Below are 15,776 nucleotides of genomic sequence, written 5' to 3'. Positions count from 1 at the left end.
TGTGTCTTGGCATAAAAGAGGGGATTCCCGGCCTGCCTGTACCGAGGTCCCCGAAACTGGTCGCTAGAGTCTATGCACTGCGTGTGCCAGTTTCGTTTCAACGGTGGGAGGGGGATTTTGATGCGGTTTTCGGGCTTCGGCTGGCGCTGGAGAAGGCCGCCGATGTGCAGCGTGGTGCAGCGCCCGGCTGCCTTGCCCGGTTATGGCGCGTCAGTCCTGTTCGGGCCAGAAGCGCAGTGGCTCGCCCTGGGCGGGCCACAGGCGCAGCTGATCGATACGCGAGACGTCCCAGCGCTGTACCTGGCCGAGCAGCTCGAGGAAGCGCTGCTCCTGGCGCATGATCGGTTCCGCGCACATCTTGCGGGTGCTGCCGATGTTCTCGAAGCGCAGGTTTTCACCTTCCAGGCGGTAACTGGCGAACCAGTGGTTGCAGCCGGCGTTGCCGTAGGCCCGGTCACCGGAGAGCGTCAGCGAAACCGGGGTGCGCCCGACGACCGCGTCGTCGCCGATCCATTCGGCGACATAGGTAACGTCGTTCTCCAGCGTCAGCGGTTCTACCGCGCAGCCAGTAGAGGCCAGTGCGGCAGCGATCAGCGGCAGGGTGTAGCGATGCATCAGTGAGCTTCCTTGCAGGTGGGACAGAAATGGTGGCCGTTGCGGCTCGCCCAGCCAAGCTCGGCGATGCGGGCTTCGGCGGCCGGGGCCTGGGCCGCTTCGCCCAGCGCGGCGTCAACGGCGAATTCGAAGTCCAGACGTTTGCCGCAGCCGTTGCAGCCGACCTGCCACTGATGGATCGCCAGTTCGCGGAACACCGGCCCGCTGGCCACGGCCATCCATTGCCCGGGCGGGTTGATGAGGTGGCGGACCTTCTCGACCGTCAGGCGTTGTGAAAGGTCACGGCTGCCCTTGAGCGTGACGAGCAGGGTGTCGCCGATGCGGATCGAGCCGCCGTTGCCGGTGACCTGATAGCGCCCCGGCGCCAGCGCTCGACATTCGGTGAGCGTATGCGCGGGGCTGAGAAGGGAGTAGCGGAAATCGTGTTCGGCCATCGGAGCGTTGCCTGGCTGCTGGAGCTGCGGCCGGTAATGCTAGCACGGTCGCCCGGGCGACGTGACGACGGGCACGTTTCAGTGCGAGGCGGCGGAGTTCACCTCGTGGATTTCCAGCATGCGTTCCAGCTCGCTGCGCAGCAGCGGGTCCTGGCAGCCGGGCAGATATTCGCGCAGCTTGCGGATGACCCACTGCTGGCCCTTGTCGATGAACGGGATGCGCTCGTCGAGCGACTCGATGGCCATCGCCTTGCCGTAGAACGCGCCGGTTTCCTTGTTCGGTTCGAGACCGAGGTGCTTGAGGCAATCGAGCAGCAGCTTGCAGCTCTCGATTTCGCCCTGGCGGACCTGTTCGAGCAACTGCCGCTGGACCGGGTCGGAGGTCTGCTGCAGCGAGTCTCCGGCGACTTTCGCGCCGGCGCGCTCGGCGCTGAGCAGGTCCTGTAGCAGTTGCGCTTCGCCTTCGGGCGTATTGAGCGGGCTGTGTGGAGCGGTCATGTCTCGTCTCCTGTCGGACGCCGACGGCGCCAAGGCGCCGCGGCAGGGGAAGGGCAAGGCCGGCTTGCCGGCCTCGAGGATCGTCGGCCGCAAGCCTGCTGGCGCCGCCATCGGCGGCATCGGTACTCAGAGCTTTTTCGCGGAAAGAATCTTCACCGGCTCGAGCGGGACGTTCTGCATCATGCTGCGGTTGCCGGTCGGTACCTGGGCGATCTGGTCAACCACATCCATGCCGCGCACGACCTTGCCGAACACCGCATAGCCGAAGTCGCGCGAACCGTGGTCGAGGAAGTCGTTGTCGCGGTGGTTGATGAAGAACTGGCTGGTGGCCGAGTCGACTTGCTGGGTGCGCGCCATGGCGACCGTGCCGCGCACGTTGTGCAGGCCATTGTCGGCCTCGTTCTTGATCGGCGCGCGGGTCGCCTTCTGGTTCAGCCCTTCGCTGAAACCACCCCCCTGGATCATGAAGCCCGGGATGACGCGATGGAAAACGGTGTTGTCGTAGAAGCCGCTTTCAACGTAGCCGAGGAAGTTCTCGACGCTGATCGGCGCTTTCTCGGACTCGAGTTCGATCTCGATTTCACCGAGGCTGGTGGTGAGCAGCACATGGGGCTTTTCAGCCGCCAGCAGGTTGCCGGCGAGCAGCATGGAGCAGGCAACGAGGGCTAGACGTTTGAGCATGGCGGGTTTCCTGATGGTTGCGATTCAATCAGCCTTGCCCTTGGTGGGCGAGGATTGCTCGGCATCGTACGTGCGGATCAGGTCGATGAGAATCCGCGTGGCCGGGCCGAGCGGCTTGTCGGGGTTAGTGTAGAGATAGAACAACGGCCTGCGGATGCTACCTTGGATCAGCGGCAGCGGTTTGAGCACGCCTTCGGCGAGCTCGCGTTCGATCATGTGCCGTGGCAGCCAGGCGAAGCCCAGGCCGCTGCTGACGAAGGCTACCGAGGTCGCCAGGCTGCCGACCGTCCAGCGCTGTTCGGCGCCGAGCCAGCCGGCATCGCGCGGCTGGCGCACGCCGGTATCGCGAACCACCACCTGCATCTGGCTCTGCAGGTCCTGCACGCTGAGCTTGCGGCCGAGCTGATGCAGCGGGTGCTCGGCCTTCGCGACCGCGATGAACTCCACGCTGCTGAGCTCGGCGCCCAGATGCCCGGTGATGTCCAGTGCGCTGATGGCCAGGTCGGCACTGCCGTCCTTGAGGGTTTCCTCCACGCCGGACAGCACTTCCTCGCGCAGTCGCACGCGACAGCCTCGGCTTTTGGGCATGAACGCCGTCAGGGCGCGAATGATCTTCTGGTTGGGGTAGGCGGCATCGACCGACAACCGGACCTCCGCTTCCCAGCCTTGCTCCATGTGGTGGGCGAGTTCTTCGAGCTGGCTGGCCTGGTTGACGAGCTGGCGCGAGCGCCGCAGCAGCACTTCGCCGGCTTCGGTGAGCACCGCCTTGCGCCCGTCGATGCGCAGCAGCGGCACGCCGAGTTGCTCCTGCATGCGCGCCACGGTGTAGCTGACCGACGATTGCGAGCGATGCAGTACTTCGGCCGCCTGGGCGAAGCCGCCACTGTCGATCACCGCTTGCAGCGTGCGCCATTGCTCGAGCGTCACACGTGGCACTTTCATCTACGTCGGTTCCCCTGCCTCTGGTCTGCTACGCTGGCTGCCCGCCTGGTCAGGAGACAGCCGAATGAAAAAGATCCGCTACAGCCTGCTTGCCCTGCTACTGCCGCTGACGGCTTCTGCAGCGACTTACCCGATCGAGGTCGACGAGCAGCTCAATGGCGCGGAAATCATGGCGACGCCGCAGGCCATCGACCGTGATCTGGCCGCTGTCGAACTGCACAACTACGGCCAGCGTGCCGCGGTCTGCACGCTGGTATTCCGCAACGGGCCGGAGACACCACGCACCCGTCGCACCGAGCTCGAACCCGGTGAGCGCAAGGCGCTGTCGAGCAAGTTCAAGCGCGACATCATCCGCCTGCGCATCCAGCTCACCTGCGAGCCCAAGTAGGGCGGCTCAGTCGAGTACGTTTTCCAGTATTTCGTAGATCGCGCCGCTGGCGGCGATAAGCAGGAGATCGCGGCCGACCTGGCGCCATTCGTAGCCGGCGTAGTGCGGCAGCCGGTCGAGCAGGCGCTGGTCGAGCTTCATCGCGATCCCCGGCGGCAGCGGCTTGCCGCGGGCCAGATTCTTGCGGATGCCCGGTGGCAGGGAGCTGGCCGGTTGCCAGAGGTCGCGGTGGCGCTCGAGCGTGCGGCGGACGTCGCGGACATCGATCGTCGGGCCGTGCAGGTCATGGGTATAAGCCGCGCCGGGCTTGCCCTGGCCCGGCATGCCGTGTTTCAGCTCGGCGATCGCCAGGTTGGCGCTGCAGGCAACGGCCAGCACGGCAGCGCTGGCAAAGGGGCTGATCCACTTGTTCATCGAGTTCATCGGCTGACTCCCGGGAATTAATTCCCCGTTTCGATTGTTTCCAGCTTAGCGCCTGCGCGCGGGTTGGAACATGCTGGCCATTGCAGAACGCGCCTTTGCCCGTCGAAGCGGTTAACCTATGGCACTCGTCTTCACGTTTCTCCGAGGTTGCCCTTGTTTGATCAATTCGCCCTGCACGAACGCCTGCTCAAGGCGGTAGCCGAACTCAAGTTCGTCGAGCCGACCGCGGTGCAGGTCGCGGCCATCCCGCCGGCCCTCGAAGGCCGCGATCTGCGGGTGACGGCACAGACCGGCAGCGGCAAGACCGCCGCGTTCGTCCTGCCGATGCTCAACCGGCTGATCCGCGATGCCCAGCCGCGTACCGATGTGCGCGCACTGATTCTGCTGCCGACCCGTGAGCTGGCACAGCAGACGCTCAAGGAAGTCGAGCGCTTCGCCCGCTTCACCTTCCTCAAGGCCGGGCTGATCACCGGCGGCGAGGACTTCAAGGTGCAGGCCGCCATGCTGCGCAAGATTCCCGACGTCCTGATCGGCACGCCGGGCCGGCTGATCGAGCATCTGGAGGCGGGCAATCTGGTGCTGGGCGACGTCGAGATCGTCGTGCTCGACGAGGCCGACCGGATGCTCGACATGGGCTTTGCCGAAGACGTGCAGCGTCTGGTCGACCAATGCCCGCGGCGCCAGCAGACGCTGCTGTTCTCCGCCACCAGTGGCGGCGCCGGCCTGCGTGAAATGGTCACGAAAGTGCTGCGCGAGCCGCTGCACCTGCAGCTCAACCGGGTCAGCGAACTCAATGAGGCGACCCGTCAGCAGATCATCACGACCGACGACGTGGCGCACAAGGAGCGGCTCGTGCATTGGCTGCTCGCCAACGAGACGTACCAGAAGGCGGTGATCTTCACCAATACCCGGGCCCAGGCCGACCGTCTTTACGGCCACCTGGTGGCGAGCGACGTCAAGGTCTTCGTGTTGCACGGGGAGAAGGACCAGAAAGAGCGCAAGCTCGCCATCGAGCGGCTCAAGCAGGGTGGCGTCAAGGTGCTCGTGGCCACCGACGTGGCGGCGCGCGGCCTGGACATCGAAGGCATGGATCTGGTGATCAACTTCGATATGCCACGTTCCGGCGATGAATACGTGCACCGCATCGGCCGCACTGGCCGTGCCGGTGGCGAGGGGCTGGCCATTTCGCTGATCGGCCACACCGAGTGGAACCTGATGTCGAGCATCGAGCGCTATCTGAAGCAGCGCTTCGAGCGTCGCGTGATCAAGGGCCTGAAGGGCCACTACCAGGGGCCGAAGAACCTGAAAGCCTCCGGCAAGGCCGCGGGAACCAAGAAAAAGAAGGTCGACAAGAAGAAGGGCGCCACCGAGAAGAAGGTTCGGCCAGCCGCCAAGCGGCCTAAATCGGCGCCCTCAGCGGTGGTCAATGTCGACGGCACGGCGCCGCTGCGCCGCAAGAAGCCGGCCGCCGAGTAAGGCGGCCGCGCGCATTCACTTGTCCGACGGCATGTCCGCCTGCCGTTCGGCCTCTTCCAGCTGGCGCATGCGCCGGTCATAGGCCTCGCACTCGTCACCCAGTTGCTCGGCGGTGCGACGGTCCTCGTACTGGCGGATTTCCTCGTTCAATTGTCTGGCGCGCTCCGGGTCGTTCTGAGTCAGCTGGTTGACCCGCTCGGCGAGCTGCTCGGCCTTGGCGGTGATTTCGTCGGGCGTACAGGCCGCCTGCACGGCAGGGCTGGCCAGCAGGGCGGCGGCGAGGGGCAGGAACAGCGCTTTCATGGGCCTATCTTCATTCGGTTGCGTTGTACGGTGGATCGCCCGGCGGCCGCTTTAGTTCAGCGAACCGGGCGCCGCGGGCACGGTCGGAACTAGCAAGACCGGCACCTTCTGAGGAGATCGCCATGAGCTACGACTGGGAACTCGTCCTGCGCCTGCTGCATGAGGTACAGCAGTCGGCCAACCACAACTTCCAGCCACGTCGCTACGCCGAGGAGCATGCACTCGACCTGGAGAACCGCGGCCAGCCGATGCCCAACCTCGACAGTCTGCGTGCCGAAGCGGCGAACTACGAGAGCATCCTGTTCGAAGGCGGGTTCATGGTCGCGCGACCGGAAGAAGAGGGCGGCACGGGCGAGAATTTCGTGCTGACCGAGCGCGGCCAGCAGCTGCTCGACGTGCTCGATGGTCGCCACCCTGACAGCGCCAATTTGCGCCAGCGCATGACCGACCAGGGCGCTGCGGCGCTGGTGCCGGAAACCTTCGATGCGCTGATCGCCCGGCGCTGAGTACGGCGCCGGGCTCAGCGTGGCTGGTCGAGGCTCTTGACCGTCAGCTCCAGCGCCCGGCGCATGTCCAGCCGCGCCGAGCGGCCGACGTCCTGATCGTCGATGCGGAAGTTGCGCTCGGACGGCAGGATCGGCGCGGTCAGGTCGTCGGCGTCGGCGGGCTCGAAGTCCGACTCGCCGCCGATGGTCATCGCGCTGCGCCGCAGCAGCTCGCGCAGCTGCTCGGGCTCTAATTGCGGGTTGATCGAGCGCATCGCCGCGAGCGTGCCGGCCACCAGTGGCGTGGCATAGGAGGTGCCGCAGTGCACATCGCCGGTCAGGCCGGACTCCAGGGTCGCGGCGCGGGTACAGGCCGAGGCGGTGATGTCCACGCGCATGTCGACATTCGAGGACGGCCGTTTGTCGACGTAGCCGGGATGCTCGACCGGGACGTCGCGATCAAGGTCGCGCTGGTGGCCACCGACCACCAGCAGTTGCTCGGTGATGAACGACGATGGCAGGCGGTAATCGTCGCTGCCCGAGCGCGCCGAGCCGTTGCCGGCGGAATTGACGACCACCACATCCGGATGCTCGCGGCGCAGCCAGAGAAAGAACTCCTCGAGCAGCTCTTCGTAGCCGCTCATGGCGATGCCGGAGCGCAGCAGGGAGTCCACCGGCTCGCCATGCACGTCGACCGTGCCGATGCGATGGATACCCCAGCTCCAGTTGAGGATGCGCGCACCGTCCTCGACCAGGTTCACCGAGGCCGCGACATTCGCCGTGATGCCGGCGTCTGAATTGCGCTCGACGATCACCTCGAAACCCGGGCCGGTGCCATCCAGGGCGCTGAGAAAACCCTGGTCGCGGCTATCGTCGCCACGCGCGGCGAGGATGCCGGCCACGCTGCTGCCGTGGCCATCCGGCCGGTCGGCATCGCGGCCATAGAGACAGGTGCGCCGCGCGGCCGGTTTGCAAGGTTCGAGGTAGCCGGCAAATGCGGCGGCGTCGAAATCCAGGTCGCGCTCGATCACCCCGATGCGCACCGGCGTAGTCTTGATCGGCGCGTCGCGCGCCGGGATTCGATGGCGGTAGTAGGCGACCGCATCGAGAAAACGGTTGGCTGCCCACTCCTGGTCCTGCGGCCGCCGGGCTCCGCGGTCCTGTTCGACGGGTTCGGCGCTGCTTTCCTCGACCACCACGGCGTCGACCCCGGTTTCGCTGCCCAGGCGCAGCACCAGCGCGTCGCGCTCGGTGAGGTCCTTGACCGGCAGACGCAACTGGTAGGTGTTGAGCGGCGCGATGGCGCCCACCACTTCCGCCCCGTAGCGCTTGGCCAGGCGGCGCGCGGTCGGCAGGCCCTCGAGGTCTTCCTCGATGATCAGGCTGACCAGGTCGATGTAGCTGGGCAGACCGTCCATGTTTTCGGTGACCCGCTCTTCGCTGGCGGCGACCACCTGGCTGCGCCCCAGCGAAAGCCAGGCCGCATTGCTGCGTCGGCCAGCGTGCTCCAGCCACAAGGGGCCGCTGCGGTGCCGTTCGGCGTCGAGGGTGAAACGCAGGTTGGCGCCGCTGCGCTGGATGTGCGAGGCGCTGATCTCCTTGCCGGCCAGCTTCAGGCGCACGGGCTGATCGCCGGCGCCCTCGCTGCGCAGGCAGAAGGTCAGTTCGCGTTCGGCGAGCAGGTCGCCACAGCGTTGCAGCTGCTTGAGCCGCAGCGCCGGTTCGGCCAGCGCCGAGGCGCTCAGCAGCATGAATACGGACAGGCCGAGGAGCGGCCGCGAGATCGAGGCGGACATGGCGGGAATCTGCAAGGGAAGGCTCGGTTGGTCGAAGAGGTCTCGAAGGTGGCGGCCGGCGCCGATACAGGGCCGGCGCGGTGTTACAGGTCCCGGGCCAGGCGCAGGCCGCCGAACTGCCAGCGCATCGCCGGTTGGAAGAAATTGCGGTAGGTGGCGCGGATGTGCGAGGCCGGGGTCGCGCAACAACCGCCACGCAGGACCATCTGCCCGGACATGAACTTGCCGTTGTATTCGCCAAGGCTGCCCGGCAGCGGCCGGAACCCGGGATAGGGCAGGTAGGCGCTGGCTGTCCACTCCCAGACATCGCCGAACAACTGGCTCGGTGCCTGGCCGGCCGCGCCGCCGGCGACCGGCTGCAGGTAGTCGCTCTCGAGGAAGTTGCCGACCTGTGGCACGCCGCTGGCCGCCAGCTCCCACTCGGCCTCGCGCGGCAGCCGTGCGCCGGCCCAGCGGGCAAAGGCATCGGCCTCGTAATAGCTGACATGGCACACCGGGGCCTCGAGGTCGAGCGCGCGCAGGCCGCCAAGGGTCATCTCGTGCCAGGCGTCGTCCAGATGTTGCCAGTACAGCGGCGCGTGCCAGGCGCTCTGCTGGATCAGCGACCAGCCGTCGGCCAGCCAGAGTTCCGGGCGTGCGTAGCCGCCGTCGGCAATGAAGGCCAGGTACTCGCCGTTGGTCACCAGTCGCTCGGCGAGCTGGAAATCCTCGACGAACGCGCGATGGCGCGGCGTCTCGCAGTCGAACGAGAAACCGTTGCCGTCATGCCCGATGGTCACCACGCCGCCGGCATAGTCATGCCACTGGCGACGTTGGGGGGCGCGCTTGGGGGCCGCCCGCAGATCGGCGCGGTAGACCGGGTGCAGCGGGTTCTGCGCGAGGATGTGCTTGATGTCCATGAGCAGCAGCTCCTGATGCTGCTGCTCGTGCTGCAGGCCGAGCTCCACGCGCCGGATGATCTCGTCCAGATGCTCGGCCGGCGACTGGGCCAGCAGCTCGGTCATCGCCTGGTCGACATGCGCGCGAAAGCGGTACACCTCGTCGACCCCTGGGCGCGACAGCAACCCGCGGCGCGGTCGCGGAAACGGCGTGCCATGGGTTTCGTAATAGGAGTTGAACAGGTGGTCGAAGGCTGCGTTCGGTGTTCGGTAGCCGGCGAAATAGGGCTTGAGGATGAACGCCTCGAAGAACCAGGTGACATGCGCCAGGTGCCACTTCGGTGGGCTGACGTCGGGCATGCTCTGGATCACGTAGTCCTCGGTCTGCAATGGCGCGCAGATGGCCTCGCTGGTCGCGCGCACCTGCGCGAAGCGCGCCTGCAATGCCGCCAGCGCCGTCTCGGCGGCCGGCTGTTTCGGCTGTTCTGCCAGATTGCCCATGGCTCCCCCTTCGCCCGTTGTTCGCGGCAGACGCCGCTTGCATAGCGACCGGCTGCGCTACGCAAAGTTTCTGCCCGCCGGTATGAACCATCGTCGGCTTGCACGACTCGGCAAGAGGAACCGGAGGATTCCCATGAAACGAACTTTGCTACTGGGCTCGAGCCTGCTGCTCGGCGCCTGTACCCAACACGACACCGCGTCCTATACCGAGGCGGCCGGTGCGCCGAAGCGGGCCGAGACGCAAGCACTGGAGGCCGGCGCCCGGCTGCTGCAGGGCAAGGCGCCGCTGAACGCGGTGAGCGCCTACCTCAACGGCTTCCACTTCTACAGCGGCGACATGGACGGCCAGATGGAGGCGCACCACTACGTGACCCGGCTCAACGAGGACGTGATGCAAGCGGTGATCTACGACGGCAACGGCCGCGATGCCAAGCTGATGGGCGTCGAGTACATCATCAGTGCACGCCTGTTCCAGGGCCTGCCGGACGAGGAGAAGAAGCTCTGGCACAGCCATGACTACGAGGTGAAGTCCGGCACCCTGGTGGCCCCGGGGCTGCCGCAACTCGCCGAGAAGGCGCTGATGGAACAGCTGGTGACCACCTACGGCAAGACCTGGCACACCTGGCATACCGACCGCGACAAGGCCCTGCCGTACGGCATTCCGGCGCTGATGATGGGGTTCACCGCCGATGGCCAGCTAGACCCGGCGCTGGAGGCGGCGCGCGATCGGCGCCTGGGCGTCGATACCGGGGCCAGCCGTCGAGCGCGGGCGTCCATCGCGCAGCCGCCGGTCGACCCGCTGGCCAACGCCTGGGAGCATGGCGAGGTCATCCGCCTGCAGCGCGTGCGGCTTTCTGCCGAACCGCCGCAGGCCGACGAGATAGGCCCGGCCGAGGTGCACGAGCGTGGCAAGCTCGGCGAGCAGCTGCAGCGCAGCGGCGCGTGCTGAGTTCAGCTTTCGGCCAGCGACGGCGTCGGGCGGATGAGTATCTCGTTGAGGTCGACGTGTGCCGGCTGGCTGAGCGCATAGACCACCGCTCGGGCGATGTCCTCGGGCTGCAGGGCATAGGCCGGCGGTTCGTCGAACAGCGGCGTGTCGACCATGCCCGGCTCGACCAGGGTGACGCGCACGCCGGTGCCGCGCAGCTCCTCGCGCAGGTTCATGCCGATACCGGTGACCGCCCACTTGCTGGCGCCGTACATGGAGCCGGGAATCACGAAGCGACCGGCCGCCGAGCCGGTCAGCAACACGTGGCCGCGGCTGGCCTTGAGCGCTTCGAGCGTGTAGCGCAGGGTCAGCGCAACGCCATAGACGTTGGTCAGCAGCATGGCTTTCCATGCCTCGGGATCGGCGCCGCTGAAGCCGCCTTCGCTGCCAGGAATGCCGGCGTTGGCGTAGACCGCGTCGAGCTGGCCGAAATGCGCCAGCGTGTGCGCGACCATGGCCTGCTGGTCCTCGATCGATTGCACATCGCAGCGCAGCGCCACGGCCCGCTCGCTGCCGCCGAGTTCGTCCACCAGCTCCGCCAGCCTGGCTTGCGAACGCGCCGCCAGGGCCACGCGGTAACCGTTTGCCGCGGCCAGCCGGGCGGTAGCCGCACCGATGCCGGACGAGGCGCCGGTAATCAGCAGAACCGGATCGCTCATGTCGGCTCCTAGTAGTTCGGCGTGGTTTCAGGAATCCCGCTGGCGTCGGTGATGAAGGGCATCGACCAGTCCTCCAGCTGGCAGCCTTTGAGGCGCAGCTCCTGGCGGGTGCGTTCGATCGTCTCGGCCAGGCGCAGCGGGTCGGCGTAGGCCTCGCGCTCGATCTGGGCGACACGCAGCACCTCGGCGCCGTCGCCGTTCATCACGGTGAAGCCGAAGCTGTCGCCGTCCGGGTTGGCTCCGGTCACGCAGCCATAGGGCAGAAAGGCTTCGGCGGCGATCTTCATGGCGTTGTCCAGGGTCAGCGCAGTCGTGGTCATCGCGGCATTCTCCAAAAGGGTTACAGGCGGGTAGACCGACGCCGGCGCCAGCCGTTTCCCTTCAGGCGACCGGCTGTCGCTTGTGCGCGGCACCGGCCGGCACCATATTCGAGCGATGACCGATAGCACTCTCGATGCCTTGGCCGGCTTCCATCCCGCGGTCGCCGGCTGGTTCACCCGCACCTTCGGCCAGCCGACGCCGGCGCAGGCGCGCGCCTGGCCGCTGATTCGTGCCGGCCGCTCGACCCTGGTCGCGGCACCGACCGGCTCGGGCAAGACGCTCACCGCCTTTCTCGCGGCGCTCGACGCCCTGGTGCAGCAGAGCCTTGCCGATGGCGGGCTGCCGGACGAGACCCGGGTCGTCTACGTGTCGCCGCTCAAGGCGCTGTCGAACGACATCCACCTGAATCTCGAGGCGCCGCTGGCTGGCATCGCCGAAGAACTGGTGCGGCTCGGCCTGCCCGCACCGGGCATCCGCACCGCCGTGCGCACCGGCGACACCCCGCAGGCCGAGCGCGCGGCGATGCGCCGGCGGCGGCCGCACGTGCTGGTCACCACGCCCGAGTCGCTTTACGTGCTGCTTGGCTCGGCGTCCGGCCGCGAGATGCTCAAGGACGTGCGCAGCCTGATCGTCGACGAGATCCACGCGGTGGCCGGCAACAAGCGTGGCAGCCACCTGGCGCTGACCCTCGAGCGGCTTGAGGCGCTGTGCGCGCGACCGCTGGTGCGGGTCGGGCTGTCGGCCACGCAGAAGCCGGTCGAGGCGGTGGCCGGTTTTCTCGTCGGCGCCGGGCGCACCTGCGAGATCGTCGACATCGGCCACGGCAGGGCGCGCGATCTGGCGCTGGAAGTGCCGCCGGTGCCGCTCGAGGCGGTGATGAGCAATCAGGCCTGGGAAGCCGTCTACGACCGCCTCGCCGAGCTGGCGCGCGAGCACCGCACCACGCTGGTATTCGTCAACACCCGGCGCATGGCCGAACGCACCGCGCGGCATCTGTCCGAGCGCCTCGGCCAGGCGGTGGTCGGTGCGCACCACGGCTCGATGGCGCGCGAGCACCGCTTGCGCGCCGAGCAGCAGCTCAAGGCCGGCGAGCTGCGCCTGCTGGTCGCCACCGCCTCGCTGGAGCTGGGCATCGACATCGGCGAGGTGGAGCTGGTCTGCCAGCTCGGTTCGCCGCGCTCGATCTCGGCCTTCCTGCAGCGCGTCGGCCGCGCCGGGCACCAGGTCGCCGGGGTGTCGAAGGGGCGCCTGTTTCCCACCTCGCGCGACGACCTGGTCGAGTGCGCCGCGCTGCTCGACGCGGTGCGCCGCGGCGAGCTGGATCGCCTGCAGATTCCCCGCGCGCCGCTGGATGTGCTGGCCCAGCAGATCGTCGCCGAGGTCGCCTGCGCCGAATGGGGCGAGGACGAGCTGCTTGCGCTGATCCATCGCGCCGGGCCCTATCGTGAACTCGACGTCCGGCATTACCAGGCACTGCTCGAGATGCTCGCCCAGGGCTACAGCACCCGCCACGGGCCGCGTGGCGCCTACCTGCACCGCGACAGCGTCAGCCGCAGCCTGCGCGGCCGGCGTGGCGGGCGCACCACGGCGCTGACCTCCGGGGGCACCATCGCCGACAACGCCGACTACGCGGTGCTGCTCGAACCCCAGGGGCTGAACATCGGCACGGTCAACGAGGACTTCGCCGTCGAAAGCCTGGCCGGCGACATCTTCCAGCTTGGCAACACCTCCTACCGCATCCTCAAGATCGAGTCCGGCCGGGTGCGCGTGGAGGATGCCCGCGGCCAGCCGCCGAATATCCCGTTCTGGATCGGCGAGGCGCCCGGGCGCAGCGACGCGCTGTCGCTGGCCGTGGCGCGGCTGCGTGAGGAGGTCGGGCAACGTCTGGCGCAGGCGGCCGGCGAGCTGCAGGTGGCGCTCGCCTGGCTGGTCGAGTCACTCGGCCTGCCCGAGGCCGGCGCACGGCAGATCGTCGAATACCTGGCGCGCGCACGCGCTGCGCTCGGCGAGCTGCCGACCCAGCAACGGCTGGTCATGGAGCGCTTCTTCGACGAATCCGGCGGCACCCAGCTGGTTATTCACTCGCCGTTCGGCAGCCGCCTAAACCGCGCCTGGGGCCTGGCCTTGCGCAAACGGTTCTGCCGCACCTTCAACTTCGAGCTGCAGGCGGCCGCGACGGAGGACGCCATCGTGCTGTCGCTGTCGACCAGCCACAGCTTCCCGCTCGAGGAGATCTGGCGCTATCTGCATTCGGCCACGGCCGAGCACGTGCTGATCCAGGCGCTGCTCGATGCGCCGCTGTTTGCCGTGCGCTGGCGCTGGAACGCGGTCACCGCGCTGGCCCTGCCGCGCATGAGCGGCGGCCGACGGGTGGCGCCGCAACTGCAGCGGATGAAGAGCGAAGACCTGCTGGCCACGGTGTTCCCCGACCAGGTCGCCTGCCTGGAGAACATCGTCGGCGAACGTGAGATTCCCGAGCATCCGCTGGTCGCCCAGACCCTCGACGACTGCCTGCACGAGGCGATGGACAGCGAGGGCTGGCTGGCCCTTCTGCGGCGCATCGAAGGCGGCGAGGTGGAGCTGCTGACCCGCGACCTGCCGGCGCCCTCGTCGCTGGCGATGGAAGTGCTCGGCGCGAGGCCCTATGCCTTCCTCGATGATGTGCCGCTGGAAGAGCGGCGCACCCAGGCGGTGCTGGCGCGACGCTGGAGCGAGCCGCAGGGCAGCGAGGACATGGGTGCGCTGGACGCCGAGGCGATTGCCGCGGTACGCGAACAGGCCTGGCCCGAGGTACGCAGTTGCGACGAGATGCACGAGGCGCTGGTCGGGCTGGGCTGCCTCGCCGAAAGCGAGCTGCAGGACGGCTGGCATGCCTGGCTGCAGACCTTGGCGCAGGGCGGCCGGGCCACCTGCCTGGCGGTCGCCGAGGGGCGCAGCCTGTGGGTTGCCCGCGAGCGACTGGCCCTGCTGCGCCGCTTGTACCCGAACGCGCCTGCCGAGCCGGCGCTGGACGTACCGGCCTGCGCCGATGACGAGGACGCTGCGGGGGTCGAGCTGCTGCGCGCCCGGCTCAGCGGCTTCGGCCCGCTGCCGTTGCCGCTGATCGCGCGGCCGCTGGCGCTGCCGGCCTCGCAGGTGGCGCAGGCGCTGCTGGCGCTGGAGCGCGAGGGCTACGCCATGCGCGGGCGCTTCAGCCCCGCTGCGAGCCAGGACGAGTGGTGCGAGCGGCACCTGCTGGCGCGTATCCACCGCTACACGGTCAAGCGCCTGCGTCGCGAAATCGAACCGGTGGAGCCGGCCGCCTTCATGCGCTTTCTCATCGACTGGCAGCACCTTGGCGCGCAGACGCGGCTGCGCGGGCGCGAGGCGCTGGCCCTGGTGCTCGACCAGCTCGAGGGCTTCCAGGCCGCTGCCGGCGCCTGGGAAAGCGACCTGCTGCCGGCGCGGCTGGATGAGTACAGCCCGCTCTGGCTGGATGAGGCCTGCCGCTCCGGGCGCATCGTCTGGGCGCGCCTGGCCGGGCGAACCCGCGCCGCGGCCGGCCCGGTGCGCGGCACGCCGATCGTCCTGCTGCCTCGCCGTGCGCTGAGTGCCTGGCAGGCGCTGTCGAGCGGAGAGGGCGAGGCCGAGCCTTCGCCGCGGGCGGCCAAGGTGCGTGACGCGCTGGCCCGGCACGGCGCGCTGTTCTTCGACGAACTGCAGCATGAGGCGCACCTGTTGCGCAGCGAGCTGGAGGACGCCCTCGGCGAGCTGGTCGCCCTTGGCCTGGTGAATGCCGACGGCTTTGCCGGGTTGCGTGCGCTGCTCGCCCCGGCGAGCCGACGCAGCCGCGAATCACGGCGGCGCCACGGCGGGGCCTTCATCGGCGGCATGGCGGATGCCGGCCGCTGGGCCTTGCTGCGCGGCGGCGGTGAAGCGACGAGCGAAGACGAACGCCTGGAGCAGGTCGCCCGCGTGCTGCTGCGGCGCTATGGCGTGGTGTTCTGGCGCCTGCTCGAGCGCGAGGCCGACTGGCTGCCGCCCTGGCGCGAGCTGCTGCGCGTCTATCACCGCCTGGAAGCGCGCGGCGAAATCCGTGGCGGGCGCTTCGTCGCCGGCATGTCGGGCGAGCAGTTCGCCCTGCCCGAAGCGCTCGGCCCGCTGCGCGAGGCCAGGCACTCGGCTGCGGCGGAGCAATGGGTGGTGGTCTCCGCGGTCGATCCGCTGAATCAGCTGGGCACCCTGTTGCCGGGCAGCCGCGTCGCTGCGCTCCCTGGCAATCGCATTCTCTACCGCGATGGGGTGGCCCAGGCGGTGCTGGTCGCCGGCGAGGTGCACTGGCTGGCCGAACTGGACGAGGCCGGGCAGCAGCAGGCGCGCCGCAGGCTGATCGTCACACGGCGCTAGCA

General features: G+C 68.3%; 16 protein-coding genes. 5 read left to right on the top strand and 11 right to left on the bottom strand.

The window, feature by feature from the left end:
• Positions 1-210: 210 nt before the first annotated feature.
• From CL52_RS13130 to CL52_RS13110, 5 genes are all read right to left on the bottom strand, one after another.
• Complete coding sequence (locus tag CL52_RS13130) at positions 211-615, bottom strand: META domain-containing protein (protein ID WP_041106886.1); 405 nt, start codon at positions 613-615, stop codon at positions 211-213.
• The gene (locus CL52_RS13125) at positions 615-1,049 is read right to left on the bottom strand and encodes a hypothetical protein (protein ID WP_041106884.1); all 435 of its coding nucleotides are present in this window, start codon (positions 1,047-1,049) and stop codon (positions 615-617) included. The genes CL52_RS13130 and CL52_RS13125 overlap by 1 nt, the downstream gene beginning before the upstream one ends.
• Positions 1,050-1,127: 78 nt before the next feature.
• Complete coding sequence (locus CL52_RS13120; protein WP_041106882.1) at positions 1,128-1,547, bottom strand: DUF6306 domain-containing protein; 420 nt, start codon at positions 1,545-1,547, stop codon at positions 1,128-1,130.
• Between the two features lie 126 nt (positions 1,548-1,673).
• Positions 1,674-2,228, bottom strand: a complete 555-nt coding sequence (locus CL52_RS13115; RefSeq protein WP_041106880.1) for a peptidylprolyl isomerase — start codon at positions 2,226-2,228, stop codon at positions 1,674-1,676.
• 24 nt (positions 2,229-2,252) lie between these two features.
• Positions 2,253-3,170, bottom strand: coding sequence for a LysR family transcriptional regulator (locus CL52_RS13110; RefSeq protein ID WP_043221158.1), 918 nt, complete (start codon positions 3,168-3,170; stop codon positions 2,253-2,255).
• Positions 3,171-3,234: 64 nt separating this feature from the next.
• Between CL52_RS13110 and CL52_RS13105 the strand changes: the two genes are divergently transcribed.
• A complete protein-coding gene (locus CL52_RS13105) occupies positions 3,235-3,558 on the top strand; it encodes a hypothetical protein (RefSeq protein WP_043221156.1) in 324 nt (107 codons plus the stop codon).
• A 6-nt stretch (positions 3,559-3,564) separates the two neighbouring features.
• Here CL52_RS13105 and CL52_RS13100 read toward each other — a convergent pair whose 3' ends face one another.
• Positions 3,565-3,981, bottom strand: coding sequence for an anti-virulence regulator CigR family protein (locus CL52_RS13100; protein ID WP_043221152.1), 417 nt, complete (start codon positions 3,979-3,981; stop codon positions 3,565-3,567).
• 153 nt (positions 3,982-4,134) lie between these two features.
• Between CL52_RS13100 and CL52_RS13095 the strand changes: the two genes are divergently transcribed.
• Positions 4,135-5,457, top strand: coding sequence for a DEAD/DEAH box helicase (locus CL52_RS13095; RefSeq protein WP_043221150.1), 1,323 nt, complete (start codon positions 4,135-4,137; stop codon positions 5,455-5,457).
• 15 nt (positions 5,458-5,472) lie between these two features.
• Here CL52_RS13095 and CL52_RS13090 read toward each other — a convergent pair whose 3' ends face one another.
• Positions 5,473-5,760: a hypothetical protein gene (locus tag CL52_RS13090; protein ID WP_043221149.1), complete on the bottom strand. Its 288-nt coding sequence runs from the start codon at positions 5,758-5,760 to the stop codon at positions 5,473-5,475.
• A 122-nt stretch (positions 5,761-5,882) separates the two neighbouring features.
• On the opposite strand from CL52_RS13090, the gene CL52_RS13085 reads away from it, so the two are divergent.
• The gene (locus CL52_RS13085; RefSeq protein ID WP_041106868.1) at positions 5,883-6,266 is read left to right on the top strand and encodes a hypothetical protein; all 384 of its coding nucleotides are present in this window, start codon (positions 5,883-5,885) and stop codon (positions 6,264-6,266) included.
• Between the two features lie 14 nt (positions 6,267-6,280).
• On the opposite strand, the gene CL52_RS13080 is transcribed toward CL52_RS13085, so the two are convergent.
• Positions 6,281-8,041: a S8/S53 family peptidase gene (locus CL52_RS13080; protein WP_043223180.1), complete on the bottom strand. Its 1,761-nt coding sequence runs from the start codon at positions 8,039-8,041 to the stop codon at positions 6,281-6,283.
• A gap of 83 nt (positions 8,042-8,124) precedes the next feature.
• Positions 8,125-9,420 (bottom strand): ergothioneine biosynthesis protein EgtB, encoded by a 1,296-nt coding sequence (gene egtB / locus CL52_RS13075; RefSeq protein ID WP_043221148.1) that lies wholly within the window; start codon positions 9,418-9,420, stop codon positions 8,125-8,127.
• A 133-nt stretch (positions 9,421-9,553) separates the two neighbouring features.
• On the opposite strand from egtB, the gene CL52_RS13070 reads away from it, so the two are divergent.
• Positions 9,554-10,369 (top strand): OBAP family protein, encoded by an 816-nt coding sequence (locus CL52_RS13070; RefSeq protein ID WP_043221145.1) that lies wholly within the window; start codon positions 9,554-9,556, stop codon positions 10,367-10,369.
• A 2-nt stretch (positions 10,370-10,371) separates the two neighbouring features.
• Here the strand turns inward: CL52_RS13070 and CL52_RS13065 are convergent, their stop codons facing one another.
• Both CL52_RS13065 and CL52_RS13060 read right to left on the bottom strand, forming a co-directional pair.
• Positions 10,372-11,067, bottom strand: coding sequence for an SDR family oxidoreductase (locus tag CL52_RS13065; protein ID WP_043221143.1), 696 nt, complete (start codon positions 11,065-11,067; stop codon positions 10,372-10,374).
• 8 nt (positions 11,068-11,075) lie between these two features.
• The gene (locus CL52_RS13060; protein ID WP_041106860.1) at positions 11,076-11,387 is read right to left on the bottom strand and encodes a hypothetical protein; all 312 of its coding nucleotides are present in this window, start codon (positions 11,385-11,387) and stop codon (positions 11,076-11,078) included.
• Positions 11,388-11,502: 115 nt separating this feature from the next.
• Here CL52_RS13060 and CL52_RS13055 point away from each other — a divergent pair, with 115 nt between their 5' ends.
• Complete coding sequence (locus tag CL52_RS13055) at positions 11,503-15,774, top strand: DEAD/DEAH box helicase (protein WP_043221141.1); 4,272 nt, start codon at positions 11,503-11,505, stop codon at positions 15,772-15,774.
• Positions 15,775-15,776: the final 2 nt, after the last annotated feature.

Origin of the sequence: Stutzerimonas balearica DSM 6083, assembly GCF_000818015.1 — a bacterium.
In the GTDB taxonomy this organism is placed as follows: domain Bacteria; phylum Pseudomonadota; class Gammaproteobacteria; order Pseudomonadales; family Pseudomonadaceae; genus Stutzerimonas; species Stutzerimonas balearica.
The sequence above is the reverse complement of the archived record's forward strand: the minus strand, read 5'-3'. Positions and strand labels throughout refer to the sequence as shown.